We start from the raw sequence: 19,773 nt of genomic DNA, 5'->3' as shown, positions 1-19,773 counted from the left end.
AATCTTTTCAGAAAAATTTCAGAAAAAATAAAAAGTTATAAAGCTGAAAGAACTTTGGAGACAGGGCCAGACTGGTTCATAACAAAAAAATGAAGGCCTAAAACATTGTTTTTGACAAGTTCTAAAGTTTGTTTAATCGCGTGTTCAACGCCTATTTCCATTACAGAGGCATAATCAGAAGAATGTTTTTCTATCTTATTTAGCAATTCTTTTGGAATTGTAGCCCCGCAAATCTGTGTCATTTTTTTTATCTGCCCGACATTTGTAATGGGCATAATCCCCGGGATTATAGGGACAGAAATTTCTTTTTTTTCGCATCTCTCCTTGAAATCAAAAAAATACCTGTTATCAAAGAACATCTGCGTAATAACATATTCAGCGCCAGATTCTATCTTCTCTTTTAAATAATTTGTATCAACGCTTAAGTCGGAAATAGAACAATGCCCTTCGGGAAACCCCGCAACTCCGACACAAAAATCACAAGCAATTTCTTTTACAAAAGAGACAAGATCTTTTGCATATAAAAACCCGTTTTTAGGCGGAATATAAATATCTTCAATGGGAGGATCTCCTCTTAGGGCAAGGATATTTTCTATCCCGTATTTTTTTAATTCCCTGACCTGCTTTTCCACTGTATCTTTATCTGCATAAACACAAGTCAAATGTACAACGGGTTCAATTTTAAGCTCATGCTTGATCTTTTTGGACCATAAAAATGTTTTGTCTCGTGTTGTCCCCATAGCGCCATAAGTTACAGAGACAAAATCAGGATTAAAATTTTTAAGTTCCGAAATCACATAAAAAAGATTTCTTTCCTGATCTTCTGTTTTAGGCGGGAAAAACTCAAAAGAGAGAGTAAGTTTATCTTTTTCAAATATATCTACAACTTTCATCAATTAAACCTTTGCCTCTAAAGTTACGATTCTTTCCTCATGGTTAATTAGTTGGTCATCATGCCGTCTATATTGAACAAAATTTATTTTTTGTTCAGTAAATAAATTTTCAAACATTTTCAACAATTTATCTTGACCTCTAATCAATTGTTCTTGCCCTATGTCAAATTTTGACATCAAGACTTCAAGGTCAGAAACTTTATTTTTCAGTATCGAAACATCACTCTTCAGTATCGAAACATCACTTTTCAGTACCGCAACATCACTCTTTACTGATAAATTTTCATCAGTGAAAGAACGAAATTCCGTCTTTGTAAGAAAAACTTCTGACATTTTTTCTATATCTTCCTTCGTAATTGCCATATTTTAGCGCCTCCTCAAGAATATATAGCAATTTTCATGCCATATCTTCATTTTTAAGCAACGGTCTCATATGAGGAAATAGCAGCACATCTCTAATTGATGGAGAATTTGTCGCAAGCATAACAAGGCGGTCGATTCCAACCCCAAGCCCGCCTGCTGGCGGCATGCCATACTCCAAAGCCTGCAAAAAGTCTTCATCCATGGATTCAGCTTCAAGATCACCTGCCGCTTTAAGGTCTGCTTGTTTCTGGAATCGCTCCCTCTGATCGATTGGGTCATTAAGCTCGGAAAAAGCATTGGCTATTTCCATGCCGGCAACAATCAATTCAAATCTTTCAACCAAACGGGGATTATCTCTTTTTTTCTTGGCAAGCGGAGATGTTTCGATTGGATAATCAATTATAAACGTCGGCTGTCTAAGATTCGGTTCGACAAATTTATCATACAATTCATTGATAACCTTGCCGACCCCTATTTCAAGCGCCCCCTCTATCCCTTTCTCTTTCCCGATGTTTTTTATCTCATCTTCCGATTTCCCATCTATATCAATATGTCCATAATGTTTTAAGGCTTCAAGCAAAGGGATTCTTTTAAAAGGAGGCTTAAAATCAAGTCTCTCCCCTTTAAATTCTATTTCGAGGGTCCCAACCGTTTCTTCTATGACTTTTGAAATCATACTCTCCGCAAGAGACATAACATCATTATAGTCGGCATATGCCTGATAAGCTTCAAGCATCGTATACTCGGGATTGTGCTTGAAAGATATCCCTTCATTACGGAAAGATCTCCCGACTTCAAAAACTTTTTCAAATCCGCCGACTAACAATCTTTTCAGATAAAGTTCAGGAGCAATTCGCAAAAACAAAGGCATATCCAAAGCTTCATGATGCGTTTTAAAAGGTCGGGCAGCGGCGCCTCCCTGCAAAACATGCAAAATCGGAGTCTCAACCTCCATAAACCCTTTTTCTTCAAGAAACTTTCTGATCCCTGAGATTATCTTTGATCTTTTTACGAAAATATCTTTAACTTCGTGATTTACCATCAAATCAACATAACGCTGACGATATCTAAGCTCTTTATCTTGGAGTCCATGCCATTTTTCAGGAAGCGGATGAAGATTTTTTGAAAGCATTACCCACTCTTCCACACGGACTGTAAGTTCTCCCGTTTTGGTCCTGAAAATATGCCCTTTCACGCCGATAAAATCGCCCATATCAACTTTTCTGTAAAGCTCGTAGCTTGCTTCGCCTATAATATCCTGTTTAGCATAAATCTGGATACGGCCGGTTTCGTCCTGGATATGTCCAAATGAAGCTTTCCCATGTCCCCTCTTTGCCATAACACGCCCGCAAATAAAAACAATTTCGGGGCTCTCTTCGTGTTCTTTTATTCCTTCAAATTTTTGAAGTATTTCAATCGCGGTAATAGTCCGCTCATATTTATAAGGATACGGATTGACACCGGCCTTTTTAAAATCTTCAAGTTTCTCCCGCCTTACTTTCAACAAATCGCTTAGTTCTTCTGACATAACAGCTCCTCTTTTTGTTTATTATACCAATTTAAGAGAGAGAATTCGATGGGGGATTTTCTAACCAAAATATCTCAAAAATGCCACAGAATCTGTAGGAGTATACTCAGAATAAGGGACTAAAGAGAGATCATGCCTAACAATATGACCAAACCCTAACTTAGAAATCACTCGGCCATCATCATATATTCCAAAATATTCCGGTCTATCAAATTTTCTCAAAAAATAAGCGACTACGTCTCCATTTAAAGGATAATCAACAGGCCTAAACCCTTTAGAGAAAAGAAAAGGGAAGGGAGGAATTAGCTCTTTTCCTGTCAAAGAATCATTATAATACAAAAACAGAGAAGCTTTACCATTTGCTGCCCACGGTTGCATAAATCTTTTATAGAAAACATACTCTAACCCAAAATATCCAGTATTACAATCATCACAATAGTCTCTACTCTCGATAAGTTCCAAATCAAAGCCACTTACTATTTCATTCATAATTAATGAACTTCTTGCCCTCTCTATCATTTCATAAAATCTTTCTCTTGTAGGATTATTAGGCAAATGCAAAAAAGGAAAACTTAAACCCCGATTATTCACCCCGATTACGAAATCGGGGTTCATAGACGAACAGATTAGGGTATCTGTTGGTGAAAATTTTATTTTTCTCCATCCATTTTCCGGAATATATGTCCCCCTTTTCAAATGCTTAAATATATCTATATCAAAAGGTATAAAACTATGAAAACATATATCCCCACCATTAAAAGCAACCATTGAAGAGATAACTTTCCTCCCCGGAGCACTTTGGGCCACATAATTCGCCATGTTTTCTCCTTCCGCACCACCCTCACCATTTAAACATGAGTCAAGAAATATGACGAGATCCTCAGGTAATTTTCTTAAATGTTCTTTCAAATTAAATTTACTAACTTTTAACTCTCTAGAATCATCAGAATAGTGTATCCCATATTTAGGACGGCTACATCCAAAAGTAAGAGTCTCTCTTGATCCATGCCCCCCCAACACAAGTAATTTAAGATCACTATCTTCATCCAAACATTTACACATCTCTTCAACTGTAGATATAGCCCTAAGCTTAATATCGTAATGATCTTTAATAATAGAAATTACATTTATAGCTCTCTCTTCGCTAAAAACACAATCACCCAAAAAAGTAGGATCGTCTGTAGGATATAAAAATAGAGCTTTTGGTCTGCCGTCATTCTTAAAATCAATATCTATGGACTTTAGTCCCAATTTATAATAATAAATAATAGTATCCGCGTTAAGCCCAGCTTCAACCATTTTTTGCGTGTAATCCGCGGGAACTCCATTAGATTGCAAAACCGCTATATCATGACCGTTAAAAGCTGTTGCCCCATTAACTCGTACAGATACATACTCGCTTCCCCTTTCATATGTCCCTCCTGCCGCCACAAACCTGTTTATATCAGCTCCATCTCTAAAAACCGTAGCCTCCTCTGTATTTCTTAAGGAAACCAAATCGAGTTTTAATTGATCCCTCCGCAATACAGCATAAACATCTTCTCCATCAGAAAAAATAGTATGACTTTCTGTATCTGAAATATCAACAATCTGTCGCAGCTGCAGAATCGTAAAGCCATTCTCTTTACACAAGCCTAATGTAAATTCATTAAAAATTTCTCTTCCTTCATGATCTCTTATCCCAATCGCAGATTGTGCATATTCTAAATCTCCGCCAGATTTTAAAAATCTAATAATATCTCTCGGTGTTTGAAAAACAGTTGCCCCACTATCAAATACTACTTCACTCACAAGTCTTTCAACTGTTTTTAAGGAGATGCCGGTCTTCAAAAGATTTCTTATATCATCAAGTCTGCATTTATATTCAATTTCATCGTTTCTAAAAATAGTCCTCCCTTCACTATCTTTTAAGTCCGCAACTCTTTTAACATCTTTTAAAGGAAAAGCTTCTGATAAAAACTTGCCTATGTTAGCATTTCGGGATAATATACGAGTTCCGTTACTATCACATATCTTGGCAAGGTCAATACAATACTGAACAGTTACACTCTTTTTACTTAAAAAATGAGCAACTAAATCCGAATAATAAAGCGCAAATTCTCCTTCATTTAACGTATAACAATATTTAGATAATTTAAGCAAACCATCTAATTCTATGTTTGCCTCCCATAATTTATTTATCGATTTTTTTCAAAACCAGCTCTGGATAATTGCGCATAATAATCTTTTTTTTTAGGGGAAGCTTGTCCAAGGATTATCTCTTTTATTCTTTTTAAAGGGGCCTTCTGTCCAAATTGAGATATTTTTACCACTTAAAATCTCCTCACATTCAAAGCCTATTCTCTTTTACCCCGATTATGATAGTCGGGTTAGTTTTTAGTTTTACAGTAAACAATCGGGGTTCATCGTTTTTTTTCACTCTACAAGTCATGCCTTTCCCTTGTTATCACATATATCTATCGAAAATTTTAAGATGAGATTGCAGAAAATAAGGATAAAACCTGGGCTGTTTTAAAATTACTTGAACCCCGATTATTCATGGATGAACAGAATTCTAGTAGGTTGTTGAGAGAATCCTTAGGTATGAATAATCGGGGTGAAATTCTCTCACTCTTTTTCGATAATTATTCATGAGACCAATAACAGCCCCAACTTGTCATAGAAGAGAATCAAATTTAATTCTACACAGGAACATTGGATTTAATAAATCGAATAATATTATATTATTATTTTTAGTTGCATCATTGATCAATTGCGAAAGCAACAGCAATATTGTTTTAGATCCTCTAGCTCCAGAAGCTACTCCAACAATTACCCCAACACCAACGCTCCCAACTGAGCCAACACCATCTCCAATAATTACTCCAACTCCGACACTCCCAACTGAGCCAACACCATCTCCAATGATTACTCCAACACCTCAACCAGATTTAACCACTGTATGGGAATCAAAAAATTGGACATGGATTTGCGATTCATTTGGTAAAAGTTGTGGAACTTCTCCAACTAATCCAGATACACACAATACCTCTTTCTGGGGAAACAACCCAAGCCAAACAGGAAATGTTGGCATATTTTACGGTTACCCGCAGGATATAATTGGACATCTTTCTTCTGGCGAGAAAGCTTGCCTTAGTTTAATTGGATTTGTAGATGGAGTAGGAAATAGTATCACTTCTGATGAAAATATAGGTGAAGTAGCTTTTGCATTTATTGATATGGAAAATAATCCTATTGGTGGGATCTGGGAACCACAATCTTTACTCTTAAAAACACCTTTCTGCACCCAACCGATTAAAAAAGAACAAACCCCTTCAGGATTAGGGATAACTTTTTATTTTAATGACTACAACGCCTCTTATCTCTCGCTAATAATTTCATACCCTACACTAGAGACAACCCCTTAAGCGTTAAGTTCATATCAACAACATCTATCCCTTTAGCATATTGCGCAATTAATTTTGCATAACCGCCTGTTGCGACAACTTTTACTTTTACGCCCATCTCTTTTTGAAGCCTTGCAATCATTCCTTCAACAAGAGATACATAGCCATATAAAATTCCGGATCTCATCGCCTCAACAGTTGAACCACCAATTATTTTTTTGGGGGGCTTGATTGTAATATTAGGAAGTTTTGCCGTCTTTTCAGAAAGCGCATCGCAGGTCATTCGAATGCCCGAAACTATAGAGCCTCCAATGTATTCACCTTTACTTGAAACGACATCAAAGGTAGTTGCCGTGCCAAAATCCACAACTATGACAGGATATCCATACAGTTTTTTTGCCGCATAAGCGTTAACAACCCTATCCGCTCCGATTTCTTTTTTATTTCTAATTTTAATTTTTAATAAATCAAACTTGGAAGGATCAATAAATCTTGCCCCTGATAAAATCTTTTTTATAAGCTTATCAACAGATGGAACAACAGAAGAGACAACAACTTTGCAATCCTTAAAAATTTTCAAATCAGCTTTTTTAAGTTTTTTTGTATCACAAATCCAACGCTTTTTTAGCCGCTCACCTTCAAACAATCCAAAAGCGGTAGAACTGTTTCCGATATCAATCGCAAGCGCCTTAATTTTTATGGCTTTCTCCCTGCTTATCATTTCTAATCTCCTATAACCCCTATTGGGCTTGTTGCATAATAGCAGTTTTTGCAATTTGTCATCCCCACGAAAGCGGGGAGCCACACGGGAATGACCATTATGCAACAGACCCCTATTGTTTTTTTTCCTCTCTTTAACCCCATATCGGGGCACATTCCTCACTTTTCTAGCCCTTCCTGGCGCTCTCCCTTCATCAATATATTATCATTTAACCTGAAATTTCCAAAATAGCCCCCCGATATAAATATAGGAGATGATTAAAATGATCATCATAAAAAGAATATTAAAAGGGAGTGGGGTAAGTTTGCTGATCGGGTTAGCGGTCTATACAAGTTTCAAGGTAACCGGCATTGATATGGGAGGAGAGCAATCACTTTTGGTTCTATTCCCATCTGCAATAGGATTCTTGTCATCGTTTATAATATTTTAAACAAAAAACAATACACACAGATTACGGCCTGCACCGTTTTTTTGACAGATGGAAATTGCTACTATTTGAGTCATAAATAACTTTTCATGTCTTCAGGAACGTCTGCCTCAAACTCAACATATTTTCCAGTTGTTGGATGCATGAACCTAATACTCTTGGCATGCAACAACTGCCCGCTTTTTTCCGTACTTTGAGCCTTATACTTTGAACCTCCATACAAAACATCGCCAACAACCGGATGTCCGATACTTGCCAAATGAACTCTTATCTGATGAGTTCTCCCCGTCTTAGGTTCAATCTCAAGCAAAGTAACATCTTTAAATTTTTTAATAACTTTATAATGTGTAATAGCCTTCCGAAATCTTTGCTTTTTTTGTGGACTTGCCACATCCATCTTTTTCCTATTCACGGGATGCCTTCCTATAGGTACATCTATAACTCCTGAATCTTCTTTAACGATCCCTTTAACCAAAGCTAAATAAATCTTTTTAATTGTCCTGTTTTTAAATTGACGGCTTAAAGCTTTATGGGCCTCGTCACTTTTTGCCGCAATAATAACGCCTGACGTATCTTTATCAAGTCTGTGGACAATTCCCGGTCTCAAAACACCTCCTATTCCCGATAAATCTTTACAATGATAAAGTAAAGCATTAACCAAAGTCCCGGAATAATTGCCAGCTCCAGGATGAACAACCATCCCGCGAGGTTTATTTATAACAATAATATCTGAATCTTCATAAATAATATCTAAAGAGATATCTTCTGCTCCAGTCTTCAGTTCTTTTGGCCTGGGAATATTGACAGATACTTTGTCATTTATTTTTAATTTATAGGAAGGTCTAGAAGCCTTGTCATTTACCAAAATGTCATTGTTTCTTATTAAATTGCAAGCCTGAGATCTTGAAAGCCCAACATCCAAGGACGAAACAAAAATGTCAAGCCGTCTATTTAATTTCGACGCGTCTACTAAATATTCCATAAAGTATAAGACCGAAAATAATAATAAAAATTGATCCTATTTGGGCATTTGTTAAACCAAATAAATAGCGTGTATTATCCCTTATAAAATCTATTAAAAACCTGTAAGAAGGATAAAAAATGATTCCCAGAGCAAAAATCTGTCCCTGAAACTTTCTTCTATAAAACAAAAACAACAAAATACCCATTATAATAAAACCAGAAATAGAGGCATAAATCTGAGTAGGATGACGAAGCTCTAAAAGATGAGGAAACTCTACAGCCCAAGGGAGAGAACATTTTACACCATAACAACATCCGTTTAAAAAACAACCTATTCTTCCGATTGCGTATCCCAAAAAAGTGGCAGGAGTTGCAATATCAAGCATGTCCATAACTGAAATTTTAAATATCTTACACGCCCAAATGAGCCCTAAAAGGCCAAAAACAAGACCGCCATAAAATATAAGACCGCCGTTCCATATCATAAAAGCTTCCCATGGGTTTCTAATTTCATACCAAAAGAATATTACATAAAAAGTACGGGCGCCGATAATTGCCCCAATAAAAACAAACATTGCAACATCTAAAATATTTTCTGGCTTAATAGATATCTTACGCGCCAAAAAACAAGCAAGGATAATACTGGCTAAAAAACCTAGCGCCAACATAAATCCATAAGAATAAATAGTCATACTGCCTATTTTAAGCAAAATTGGATGCACGTCATTTTCCCTCCTTAAGAACAATAAAAATTATAAAAAAGACCGCCACATTAATCATAACATCCGCGACATTAAAAACTGGCCATATTCTAAAATCGATAAAATCGACTACATAACGGCGAAAAACCCTGTCTGACATATTGCCAAGACTCCCACCCAAAAGAAGAGCAAGAGGCGTTTGAAGATGATCATCAAATCTTAGCCGCTCATGAAAATAAAAAATCGCGGCAATAACCAGTACTCCCGTTATTAAAAGAAATAAAATCTTACCTCTAAACAAACCAAAAGCAGCCCCACTGTTTTGAACGTAAGTTAAATGCAAAATATTTTCTATGATTGGAATGCTTTGGTTTACAAACATAAAGCGATGAACAAGAAATTTCGAAAACTGATCAAATAAAAGAACTGACGCTGTTATAATAAAAAATTGCATCTATCTTCTTATTATAGCATTCTGGACGCTATAAGATTCTATTATCTTTCCAAGTTCATTAAAATAATGTCCTATTAAAGGGATATCTACCATGCCAGAAATAACATGAGTCAAAACAAACAAGATAAATCCAAGAATAACCGTCATTCCTATGCCTATGCCAAAACCATAAGCTATACCATTTAAAAAGGTAAAAAAGATATAGCGTAGAGGATCTTTTCTGTCCCTGCGGATACTCTCTATAGCTTCTATAAGTCTATCATCTGCCATATTATACATCAGTCACCTTTATCAAAACCTACTCCTTCTAAGTTGCCCTTTTTCCCTATTCTCTTTACCCCGATTATGAATAATCTGGGTTTATATTATGTCCCCTCACTCCAAGAAGCCAAATATTTCTCCTGTTCAGCGGTTAAAACATCTATTTCTATACCCATAGATTTAAGTTTTAGTTTTGCAACCCAATCCTCTATATCCTGAGGAACATAATAAACTTTAGGCTCAAGTTTCCCTTTATTTTTAATACAAAAATCGGAAGCAAGCGCCTGGGTAGAAAAACTCATATCCATAACAGAGGCAGGATGCCCTTCTGCGGCAGATAAATTAATTAAACGTCCCTCAGCCAAAAGATTAATACGATGCCCGTTTTTCAAAGTATATTCATCAACAAAATTTCTGACATTCTCTTTCACAGATTTTGCGATTTTCTTTAATCCTTCAATATTTATTTCCACATTAAAATGGCCGGAATTACAAACTATAGCGCCATCTTTCATAACTTCAAAATGATGGACATCTATCACATTAATATCTCCCGTCAACGTACAGAAAACATCTCCAACTTTTGCGGCTTCTACCATAGGCATAACACGAAATCCATCCATCACAGCTTCAAGGGCTTTAACAGGATCAATTTCAGCCACAATAACATTAGCCCCCAACCCCCTGGCCCTCATTGCAAAACCTTTTCCACACCAGCCATATCCAACTGTCACCACATTTTTACCCGCGAGCAAGACATCTGTCGCGCGAATAATCCCGTCAATTGTCGACTGTCCGGTTCCATATCTGTTATCAAAAAGATTTTTGGTTGCCGCGTCATTTACCGCAATAATAGGGATCTTTAAAGCCTTATCTTTTTCCATTGCTTTAAGACGAATAACTCCGGTTGTTGTCTCCTCCATACTCCCTATAATCTGGGGAATAAGTTCAGCTCTTTCTTTATGAATTGCCGAGACAAGGTCAGCTCCGTCATCCATTGTAATTTGAGGCTTATGATCGAGCGCCGCATAAAGATGTTGATAATAGGTCTTATTGTCTTCACCCTTTATGGCAAAAACAGATATTTCATAATCAAAAACCAACGAGGCTGCAACATCATCTTGGGTGGAAAGAGGGTTTGACGCACAAAGAACGATATCAGCGCCACCAGCTTTTAATGTCCTAACCAGATTTGCAGTCTCTGCCGTAACATGGAGGCATGCAGACATTTTAAGCCCGAGGAGCGGCTTTTCCTTTGTAAATTTCTCTTTAACCTGTCTTAACACGGGCATATCATTATCTGCCCATTCAATCCGTTTTTTTCCAACAGAAGCCAAATTTTTATCTTTTATATCAAAATTCATAATATTATCCCCTTTCAAAAAATAATAAAGTTATTATACTCCGTACAACAACAATCATTCAACCAGTTGAGGCTTCTAAAGCTTAACAGCTTTTTCTTTTGTCGAACGAATAGTTGCTTTTGTTATCCCAGTCAAAAATTCGCTTGCATTTAATATTTCAAGTAGGACGGGCTCGTCATCTTTTGAAAAATGTATAATAATATTTTGAGCTTCTTGAGCATGATCAATTTTTTTTGAATTAAGTTCAAGTGTAGCAATGTCCGCTTCCCTATTATATCTAACCTTCATAATAACTTCGCCTCCCTGGATAAAAAGTAATTATTACTATTAAATTGTCTTTTTCTTCATAAACAACTCTTAAAACATGCTTAAAGTCTATGGCTTTTTGAGCTATGAATCTATCTTTAAATCCTTTTTCTTTTTTATCAGGTTTTTTAATAACATCCAATACTTTTTCTTTGCTAACAGAAAACCCATGCTCTTCTAGTATTTTGAATTTTTCTTGTGCATGGGAACAAAAAGAAATCTCCTTCATTTTCTAAATGCTAACATAATTCTTAGATAGGATCAATTTTGTTTTTTTAATTTTTTTTCAATTTGAATAAGAGTATTACGATGAATCCCCAAAAGCTCGGCCGCTTTATTTTTTCTCCCTCCAACTTTTTCCAACGCCTTTTTAATAAACTCCGACTCAAATTTCATGGAAGCCAAACGAAGATTCATAGTGTCAAGGCCAGGATCTATTTCTATAAACCCGTCTCCCCCCGCCTGTCTAATCTCTAAAGGAAGTTTTTCTTCCAAGATTACATCATCTTTTGATAAAACGACCAAACGCTCAATAAGGTTTTGCAATTCCCTTACATTGCCGGGCCAATCATAACTTATTAAAGCATCTTCACAATCGACGGAAAACCCTTTGATTTTTTTACCGAACTCAACGTTATAAAAATCAAGAAAATGTTTTAACAAAACAGGAATATCTTCTCTCCTTTCCCTTAAAGGAGAAATATTTATAGGAATAACATTTAATCTATAATACAAATCATTTCTAAATTCATTTTTTTTGACAGCCTCCAAAAGATTTATATTTGTCGCCGATACAATTCTTGCATCAACAGGAATAGGATGTTGGCCGCCTACCCGTTCGATCTCCTTTTCCTGAAGGGCTCTTAAAAGCTTTGCCTGCATTGCCAAAGGAAGGCTGCTTACTTCATCAAGGAAAAGGGTTCCCCCATCAGCAATTTCAAACTTGCCTAATTTTTTCTCGACCGCCCCGGTAAAAGAGCCTCTTTCATGCCCAAAAAGCTCTGATTCTAAAAGATTTTCAGGAATTGCCGCACAATTTACCGGGACAAAAAGATTGTTACTCCGTTTGCTAAGATTATGAATCGCGCGGGCAACAAGTTCCTTTCCCGTCCCTGATTCCCCATAGATAAGAATCGTCGAATCATTTTCTGAAATTTGAGAAATAACTGAAAACAGCTCCAGCATTTCAGGGCTTATCCCAACCATCTTTTCAAATCGATATCTTTTATCCACTTCCTCTTTCAAAAATATATTCTGATTTCTAAGTTTTTTTTGCTCCAAAATTTTTGATATCAAAGAAGAGATTGTCCCGACATCAAAAGGCTTGGTTATATAATCATATGCTCCGGCCTTCATGGCATCAACGGCATACTGCACGGTATTCATGGCAGTAACCATAACAACATCAAGATCAGGATCTATATCTTTAATACGGCGCAAAACTTCAAGTCCGTCAATCTCCGGCAGTCGAATATCAAGCAATACAAGATCAGGGAAAAACTGTTTAACTTTTTCTATGGCTTCAAGTCCCCGAGAAGCAAAAATAACTTCATAATTATCAGATAAAAGCATCTGCATTGAATCACGCAATGACTTTTCATCATCTACAATTAAAATAACAGCTTTTTTCTCGTTTTTATTCACAAAGAGATCCTCTCATCTGCCGATAAAATCCCAAGCTGCTTACGATATGAAGCCACGGTTCGCCTACCTACAACAACAAAATGCTTTTTTAATGTTTCTAAAATCTCTTTATCGCTTAAAGGGTTTTTCTTGTCTTCATTTTTAACTATCTCTATAATTTTACCCTTTATTGCCATAGGAGAAAAACCGCTAAGCTCCCTTTGGCAGAGAAAACTAAGCGGAACAAGTCCTTTTGGAGTCTGCACATATTTGCCAGATAATGCCCTAGAAATAGTAGAAGGATGCAGGCCTAATCTTTCGGCCAAATCTTTTTGCGCCAAAGGAAGGAGCATTTGCGCCCCCTTTTTAAAAAACCCTTTTTGCACCTCTATAATTATATTCATAATTGATTGGGAGGTCTCCCCTCTTTTGCGAAGGTTTTCTATTAATTCTTTTGCTTTTTCAAGCTTATCTTTTAAAAATTTCACTGTTTCTTTATCCGTCTTAGAATCTTTTAGCATTTTCTGATACTCTTCAGATATATTTATTTTAGGACCGTATTCCTTTTCAAGATTAACAAGTTTTACCTCTTCGCCTTTTTCCGTAACCTCTATGGAAAAAGATGGAATAACTCTTTGCGCTTCATCTCCGAAATTTAAACCCGGATTAGGATTGAGATTTTTTTTTATAAAATCCATTACCTGGGAAACCCCCTCTTGGGATATACTCAAAATCTCCGCCACTTTAGAAACATTGTTTTTTGAGATCTCTTCAAGATGATTTTTTATAACTTTTTCTATAAGCTTTTGCAATTTATCAGATTCAAACCCAAAATTCTGGACCTGTAACAACAAGCACTCTTTAAAATCCCTAGCGCCAACACCTTCAGGTTCAAATGTCTGAATCACTTTTAAAACTTCATCTACAACATGAAAAGAGACGTTAAAATCTTTTACGATTTTATCTCTAACCTCATTATAATTTTTTATATAACCGCGATCATCTATCTCTTCTATAATCTCACGGCCAATATCAAATTTATTATCATCAAGATCAATTAAATTCAGTTGATCCAATAAAAAAGCCTTCAGTTTTTTAGGCGTATTTTTTATATTCTCCAATCCCGGATACTCATCAAAATCGACCTGCTTCCTGATTTTTTTATTAGATCCCAGGTACTCAAGATATTCCATCAACTTTTCGTTGGATTGTATCTCAACAAGAGGGTTTTCTTCCGAGGCTTTTTCTATTTCTGTTATTATCTCAACATAAGGGAGGGCCAAAATGCGAAGCATGGCAAGTAACTTAGGGGAAAGCATAAGTTGCAATTCTTGATTTATCTCTTGATGGAAACTAAGCTCAACCATATCTAATTTTAACCTGATTTAGCTTTATAATCAAAGGGTTTTGAGGAATAGATAATTTAGGATGTCTACTGGGGAATAAGAGGATTATAACCATTTTTTAACATCACATCGACAAAGCCGATCGCCCTATCTTTAAATCTCTTCCCATGACTCCACCCCTCAGGAATTCCCAGTCTGACAAAATGCTCATGTACTTCTTCATGAATTCCCGTGCCTTCTATTAAAGAAGATAACATCTTAATTGCTGTGTCCGCCCTATAGGCAAGGTCTCTAATGACCAAATCTTCTCCTCTCATTGCAAGTTTAGCAAGGAGCCCTTCCTGCCTCAATGCCAATATTTTATTCAACTCTTTCGCATCATCCTCAATCGCCTCCCGCCTAAACTTAAAGACATTCGGTCCAAAGGTTGCAATCCTTATCTCTTTAGGATTTGAATAAAATACGACTTTCGGATCATGTAATCCCATAGCCTGATATATCTCAAGCATCATCGCTTGAAACTTTTCCAGATGCGTAGGCAGATAGGCAACATCTTCTCTTTCATTTTCTGCTTGATACGCTTCTAGAAACTCTCTTCTTCTTCTAGTTGCGCTTGTCATTATCATTCTAAATGAAGATGATATTAACGAGCTTTCCAACAACGCGCCTCTCGCAACAGAATCTCGCACATCTTGTAAAGAAATTATCTTCCCATCGCTATCTTTTATTCCAATCAGAGTCATAAGCATTGTCAATTCCTCTTCTCTCCCCTGATATCCCGTCAAATCAACAAGATTGATATCCCCTCCATTTATAATTTCTGCCAGGGTTTTTACCTCCATGGGAATATTCCCCTCCAAATTACCATTCCCAAGCTCTACATGCTGCGAATAGAGATAATCTTTCGGTAAATTTCCAAACTCTTCTCCAGTCTGAAGATACTCTTTTATGGCTTTTTGCATAGCAAGTTGTATAAAGATATTTGCAACCACCCTCTCATCTTCCATCACATCATCTCTCCCTCTTGTCAATTCCTCATTTTCTCCAATCTCAAAAGCGCAATCTTCCACATATCTTTTTAAAAACTCAGGAAAATATTTTAAATATCTCTCCTTAGAATGATTTACTATCAACCCGTTTTGAACAACTCTATCCTCATGCTCCTTTTCCACTTTTAACAATGAATATACCCCCCTCCCTTTTAATGCAAGACTCTCCTTGTTTAAAATTCTTTCTGCTATCCCAACCCCTTTATAAGAAATATTTAAAACAGCAGGATCGACCAATCCCGCCATATCCCTTACTCTAAACTCCAGCGCCATCTCTCTAAATGCTATCTTTATCTTATTTTCTTCTTCATCAAATACAGACCCTATCTTCTTCCCTACAGAGACCTCAAAGCCGCTCACTCCCGCATCAGTTAAACCATTAATATATTTTGAAACTTGAGCATCAAGGTTATTCCCACGAAGCTCTACTTCCACATAATTTCCATCTCCTGATGACGATTTTACTACAACCACATCATTATCATTTAACGCGCTTTCAAAGCCTATCCCGTTCTTACCTATATTCTTTTTACCTTCTAATCCCCCGCCCCTTTTGTCTGAAACGCCTAAATTCAATAACAACTCTTTAACCCCTGAATCTGATAATCCTCGCCCATCATCCCGATAGGTTGCAAAATGATATAAATCTCTCCCTATTCTTTGAGTAGATGTCAAAATATCCATCTTCTTGGCCCCCGCGTCTATCCCATTTTGGATAAACTCTCTTCCGCAAATATCCCTTTTTAAATCCTGTCCTTTTACTTCGCTCCTTACGTAAGACTTAAAAACTTTATGATCGATCCTATCTCCTTTATAATAACCCCTTGTCCAATCTGCAAGTAATCTAGCGTGCTTTTCTCTTTCTTGCGACCAGCCGGGATCATAAAGCCCCGCCCAATAGTAAAATGCCAAATCATGCCTCTCTACAATCCCAGTCCATCCCCCTCTTTTTGGAATTTCCCTTACCGTTGCAGGGAGATTGGCCTCTCTTACCTTTAAATCTTCGCGGGTTAGAAGATGAACAAATCCTTTTACTTCAGGATCATCCGGAAGCTCCTTTCCATTATAAAGATACATATAGATACCCTTCTCATCAAAATACTCCAGGATCCTTTCAAGCTCTTCAATATCCCCCGCTAAGACATTTACCAAGATATCCCATCTTGAAACAACACGCCTGAATAGATCTCCTTCTATTTCTCCATAACTTGCATACCATAACTTTTCAATAAATGACAAATATGCCTCTTGAAACCTAAATGCTTCACCAATTCTAGTTGAAAGCCTCCCTTCAATTTTAAGAACCAATTCATCTCCCAAACTTTCAACAGCTTTTGCAGGAAAATATCCAAACAGTTCAAGATTTTGAACTCCTTTTGAATAATCCCCTGCCACAATACGGCAGAGCATCTCATGACGGCGATTCTCATATGTTTCTCTCTCATCATTGGATGAAAACCATGCTTTTTTGGTAGGGATATGAGCAGGAATGGCTGCACACCTATAAATATCTCTTCTTTCTTCTAAGAAAGCAAAATCTGAAAAGCGAGAACCGCCTTCTTTTTCTAAAAAAAATACCATCAAAACGGGAAGAGGCGTCCCTATTTTATAAAAAGAAGTCTCCCTATCAATTTTATTCATGTTAGAAAAAGAAAAACATCCGGCTTCACCATCTAAAAGAAAAAACTCTTTAGCGCTACTCTCTTTTAATTTATAATCTAATCCCATCTCAAAAAAAGCATTAACATGGCTATCTGTGATTCCATTCAAGAATATTTTATCCCCGACAACTCTTGCTCTTTGCATGAATCCGGGAGAATCTATCTCAAGAGTTGCTTCCCCCTGGCGAAAAAGAAATATCTTCTTATCTTCACAAGAAGAAAAGGTCTGAATCAAGTAACCCTCATCATATTTACAAACAAATAACAAAGATTTCTCTCCAAATGTAATCTCTTTTAAATCACCATCAATTGTTTTATCTACAATTACATTTCCGACAGCTGTTATCACGGAATCACCTGAAAAATTAAAAGCCCGACACCTCGGAACTTCAAACTTATATTCAAATATCAGCCTATCTTTTGACCCTTCACAGACAACAAACGGAGTATCCCGACTGCTATTATCCTGAAAAATAACAACAATTCTGTTTTCATGCGAATAGAGATTAATAAATTTATTATTGCCGGAAAAAACTCTTCTTAACTTCCCATCTCTGCCTTTTAGCCAGATAATAAAGCTTTCACCTCCATTATCATCAAATTTCTTTTCAACAATGAATAATTCATCCTCAAAATGATAAAGTTCTAAGGAATCAGAAAAAATTCCCGTTTTAATAAGTCTTCCATTCACAAGTTCATATAATTCACACATATGATCCAAAGGTTTGGAAAATCTGACAAATTCTCTCCCTGCAATACAATAAAAATCAACGTTAGCCTTACTAAGCTCCTTAGCCCTAAATAAAACTTTTTCCAATGGAATTTGTCCAGCTCCCAATTTATCTCTTCGCTTTATTACACCTTTAATTAACCTCCTTGCCTCCTTACTATCCCCAAAAATCCTCAGATATACAGCAGCCCCCTTTCTATCTTGTTCACCAAGTCTACTCAAAAAATCCGTATAATTGCTTAACTCTCTTTTTGCATGAGTATTTTCAACTCCCCCTGCTTCCCCCATGCTATTATCGGCGCTATTATCAACTTCCCACGGCCACAGCAATCTGAATTTCGGCATCTCCCTATCTCCATATCCGACATAAAATCCGGCTCTCAGATTCAACATCAATTTATTGCCCTGATACTTCCTGTTTATTATCACATTCTTTCCTACCTCCACCCACACATCATCACTGTTAAATTCCGCCCAATGTACAATATATCCCCTTCTACTCTCATACAATGTGGAGTCATAGGTCTCTACCCCCGCATCGCTTATCTTAAACTCAGCCAAAAGTTCCCTTCTTACGTAAACCTTTCTTCTTGAAACTTTAAGATCAACAAATCCTCTTTCGTTAGGCAATAGGAGGGTTTCGAAACAAGCCTCCATCTCACTGACCTTTTTCCCCTCCACGCACATGAACTTAAGGAGGGCATCTTTCTCCCCCATTTCAAACAAAAGCTCTTTTGATTCCAGCGCCGCTGCTATACTGTTTAAGATTGACCACTTGCGTTCCCCCGCAATCGTCAAAACCTGCTTAATCAACTCACTTATCCTTTTTACCTCTTCTCCTCCCAGTTTAATTTTATCTTTTGATTGAGAAGGCCTGATCCCTATTCCAAGCTCAATCCCCAAATTATTTTCAATATTAACCCCTGAGATATCTATTCCTATTATCTCCACCCCACACATCAAAAAACTGACTCTCCCATTACTAATAACTCTTTGCTCTCCTTTAGAACAATCTCTTGAGTAATAAATATCTGCCTCTTGTATGTCATCCCTATATTCTCTCTCCAAGCTCCCCTCCGAACTCCCCAACCCCAAATATCCTTTTACCAATCTGTCAGCCCCCATTCCATGGCCGCTGTCTTTTACCTTAAAACTATCGCCAGATACTTGTATCTCTAACTTTCCCTTTGATTCCTTGTTTATATCTCCATGTTTCAAGCTCAACCACTCTTGAGGATTATTAACCCGCGCGGCATTTGCCTTAACATCAACATCCATTACAAATCTAAATGTATTATGAATCCCCTCCAATATTTTATTATTAAGGTTAGTAAGGAGACTACTCCTTACCTCAACCTGTGTCCCATGTTCAAATTCTGTATTCTCCCTCTCCCTCAATTCAATCGACACATCTTTTCTGCCATCTGCTTCTATGCTTAAAAATCTGACAACCCTCCCCACATCAGAAACAACTCTAGTTGTAACTTCAATAAAGGCATTTGCAACACCTCTTACATATCTTAATGACATAAGCCTCCCCATCCCATACATCCCCACAATTTTTATCCCTCGTATAGCTTCAAGCCCGTTTACCGCAAGCTCTTTTGCAAACTGATCTTCTTTTGCTCCCTGCCTTACAAAAGATTCCCAATCAACCACACGCATATCTTTTGTCCTTAATAGTTCTCTTTGAAAATTGTTTAGCTTAAACAAAGATGCGCAAAACGAAGCTGTTTTTAAGGTGCTATCCATCGCAAACGGGATTACCCGTCCAAAAACAGTAAGAAGTTTTGTGGAAGCAGGAATCTCCCCTGCATAAACTGAGGTGGGAGAAGAAACAACAATTTTTTTAAGATCACACGGCATATTTTGATTTCCTACATGATTATCGAAAAAAACGCGGCGTAATTTCCTGTTTTCACCACTTTTTTCCGATCTTTTCCTAATTGCCAAGCCCATATTTTCATGATAAAATTAAGTTTTGTATGTATTAATAA

The 19,773-nt window shown here is 36.8% G+C and carries 16 protein-coding genes; 1 reads left to right on the top strand and 15 read right to left on the bottom strand.

Annotation, left to right across the window (positions count from 1 at the left end; translation table 11 throughout):
- Nucleotides 1-35 precede the first annotated feature (35 nt).
- Genes A2290_01890 through A2290_01875 form a run of 4 tightly spaced genes read right to left on the bottom strand, consistent with a single transcriptional unit; the run spans nucleotide 36 to nucleotide 4,926 of the window.
- The gene (locus A2290_01890; protein OGC14582.1) at nucleotides 36-893 is read right to left on the bottom strand and encodes a methylenetetrahydrofolate reductase [NAD(P)H]; all 858 of its coding nucleotides are present in this window, start codon (nucleotides 891-893) and stop codon (nucleotides 36-38) included.
- A gap of 3 nt (nucleotides 894-896) precedes the next feature.
- Nucleotides 897-1,256 carry a hypothetical protein gene (locus A2290_01885; protein OGC14581.1) on the bottom strand — a complete coding sequence of 120 codons (360 nt, stop codon included), beginning with the start codon at nucleotides 1,254-1,256 and terminating at the stop codon, nucleotides 897-899.
- 34 nt (nucleotides 1,257-1,290) lie between these two features.
- Nucleotides 1,291-2,784: a lysine--tRNA ligase gene (locus tag A2290_01880; protein OGC14580.1), complete on the bottom strand. Its 1,494-nt coding sequence runs from the start codon at nucleotides 2,782-2,784 to the stop codon at nucleotides 1,291-1,293.
- A 60-nt stretch (nucleotides 2,785-2,844) separates the two neighbouring features.
- Entirely contained in the window at nucleotides 2,845-4,926 is a 2,082-nt protein-coding gene (locus tag A2290_01875; GenBank protein ID OGC14579.1) for a hypothetical protein, read from the bottom strand.
- A gap of 488 nt (nucleotides 4,927-5,414) precedes the next feature.
- On the opposite strand from A2290_01875, the gene A2290_01870 reads away from it, so the two are divergent.
- Nucleotides 5,415-6,191 carry a hypothetical protein gene (locus A2290_01870; protein ID OGC14578.1) on the top strand — a complete coding sequence of 259 codons (777 nt, stop codon included), beginning with the start codon at nucleotides 5,415-5,417 and terminating at the stop codon, nucleotides 6,189-6,191.
- On the opposite strand, the gene A2290_01865 is transcribed toward A2290_01870, so the two are convergent.
- The 11 genes from A2290_01865 to A2290_01815 all read right to left on the bottom strand — a co-directional run bounded on the left by A2290_01865 (nucleotide 6,169) and on the right by A2290_01815 (nucleotide 19,735).
- Complete coding sequence (locus tag A2290_01865) at nucleotides 6,169-6,891, bottom strand: hypothetical protein (protein ID OGC14577.1); 723 nt, start codon at nucleotides 6,889-6,891, stop codon at nucleotides 6,169-6,171. The genes A2290_01870 and A2290_01865 overlap by 23 nt on opposite strands.
- A 500-nt stretch (nucleotides 6,892-7,391) precedes the next feature.
- On the bottom strand, nucleotides 7,392-8,300 hold the full coding sequence (locus A2290_01860; protein OGC14576.1) for an RNA pseudouridine synthase: 909 nt from the start codon (nucleotides 8,298-8,300) through the stop codon (nucleotides 7,392-7,394).
- Nucleotides 8,266-9,003 (bottom strand): prolipoprotein diacylglyceryl transferase, encoded by a 738-nt coding sequence (locus tag A2290_01855; GenBank protein ID OGC14575.1) that lies wholly within the window; start codon nucleotides 9,001-9,003, stop codon nucleotides 8,266-8,268. Before A2290_01855 ends, A2290_01860 begins: the two co-directional genes overlap by 35 nt.
- A gap of 1 nt (nucleotide 9,004) precedes the next feature.
- Nucleotides 9,005-9,436, bottom strand: coding sequence for a signal peptidase II (locus A2290_01850; protein ID OGC14574.1), 432 nt, complete (start codon nucleotides 9,434-9,436; stop codon nucleotides 9,005-9,007).
- A complete protein-coding gene (locus tag A2290_01845) occupies nucleotides 9,437-9,706 on the bottom strand; it encodes a hypothetical protein (GenBank protein OGC14573.1) in 270 nt (89 codons plus the stop codon).
- Between the two features lie 95 nt (nucleotides 9,707-9,801).
- Complete coding sequence (locus A2290_01840) at nucleotides 9,802-11,061, bottom strand: adenosylhomocysteinase (GenBank protein ID OGC14572.1); 1,260 nt, start codon at nucleotides 11,059-11,061, stop codon at nucleotides 9,802-9,804.
- Between the two features lie 75 nt (nucleotides 11,062-11,136).
- Nucleotides 11,137-11,352 (bottom strand): hypothetical protein, encoded by a 216-nt coding sequence (locus A2290_01835; GenBank protein ID OGC14571.1) that lies wholly within the window; start codon nucleotides 11,350-11,352, stop codon nucleotides 11,137-11,139.
- Nucleotides 11,339-11,596, bottom strand: a complete 258-nt coding sequence (locus A2290_01830; protein ID OGC14570.1) for a DUF4258 domain-containing protein — start codon at nucleotides 11,594-11,596, stop codon at nucleotides 11,339-11,341. The genes A2290_01835 and A2290_01830 overlap by 14 nt, the downstream gene beginning before the upstream one ends.
- Before the next feature lie 32 nt (nucleotides 11,597-11,628).
- A complete protein-coding gene (locus A2290_01825) occupies nucleotides 11,629-12,945 on the bottom strand; it encodes a hypothetical protein (protein ID OGC14588.1) in 1,317 nt (438 codons plus the stop codon).
- Between the two features lie 62 nt (nucleotides 12,946-13,007).
- Nucleotides 13,008-14,357 carry an RNA polymerase sigma-54 factor gene (locus A2290_01820; GenBank protein OGC14569.1) on the bottom strand — a complete coding sequence of 450 codons (1,350 nt, stop codon included), beginning with the start codon at nucleotides 14,355-14,357 and terminating at the stop codon, nucleotides 13,008-13,010.
- A gap of 65 nt (nucleotides 14,358-14,422) precedes the next feature.
- Nucleotides 14,423-19,735, bottom strand: coding sequence for a hypothetical protein (locus A2290_01815; protein ID OGC14568.1), 5,313 nt, complete (start codon nucleotides 19,733-19,735; stop codon nucleotides 14,423-14,425).
- Nucleotides 19,736-19,773 lie beyond the last annotated feature (38 nt).

Source organism: candidate division WOR-1 bacterium RIFOXYB2_FULL_36_35, from assembly GCA_001771505.1.
In the GTDB taxonomy this organism is placed as follows: Bacteria; Margulisbacteria; WOR-1; order XYC2-FULL-46-14; family XYC2-FULL-37-10; genus XYB2-FULL-36-35.
Note: the sequence above shows the minus strand (reverse complement) of the source record. Positions and strands in the feature narration are given on the sequence as shown.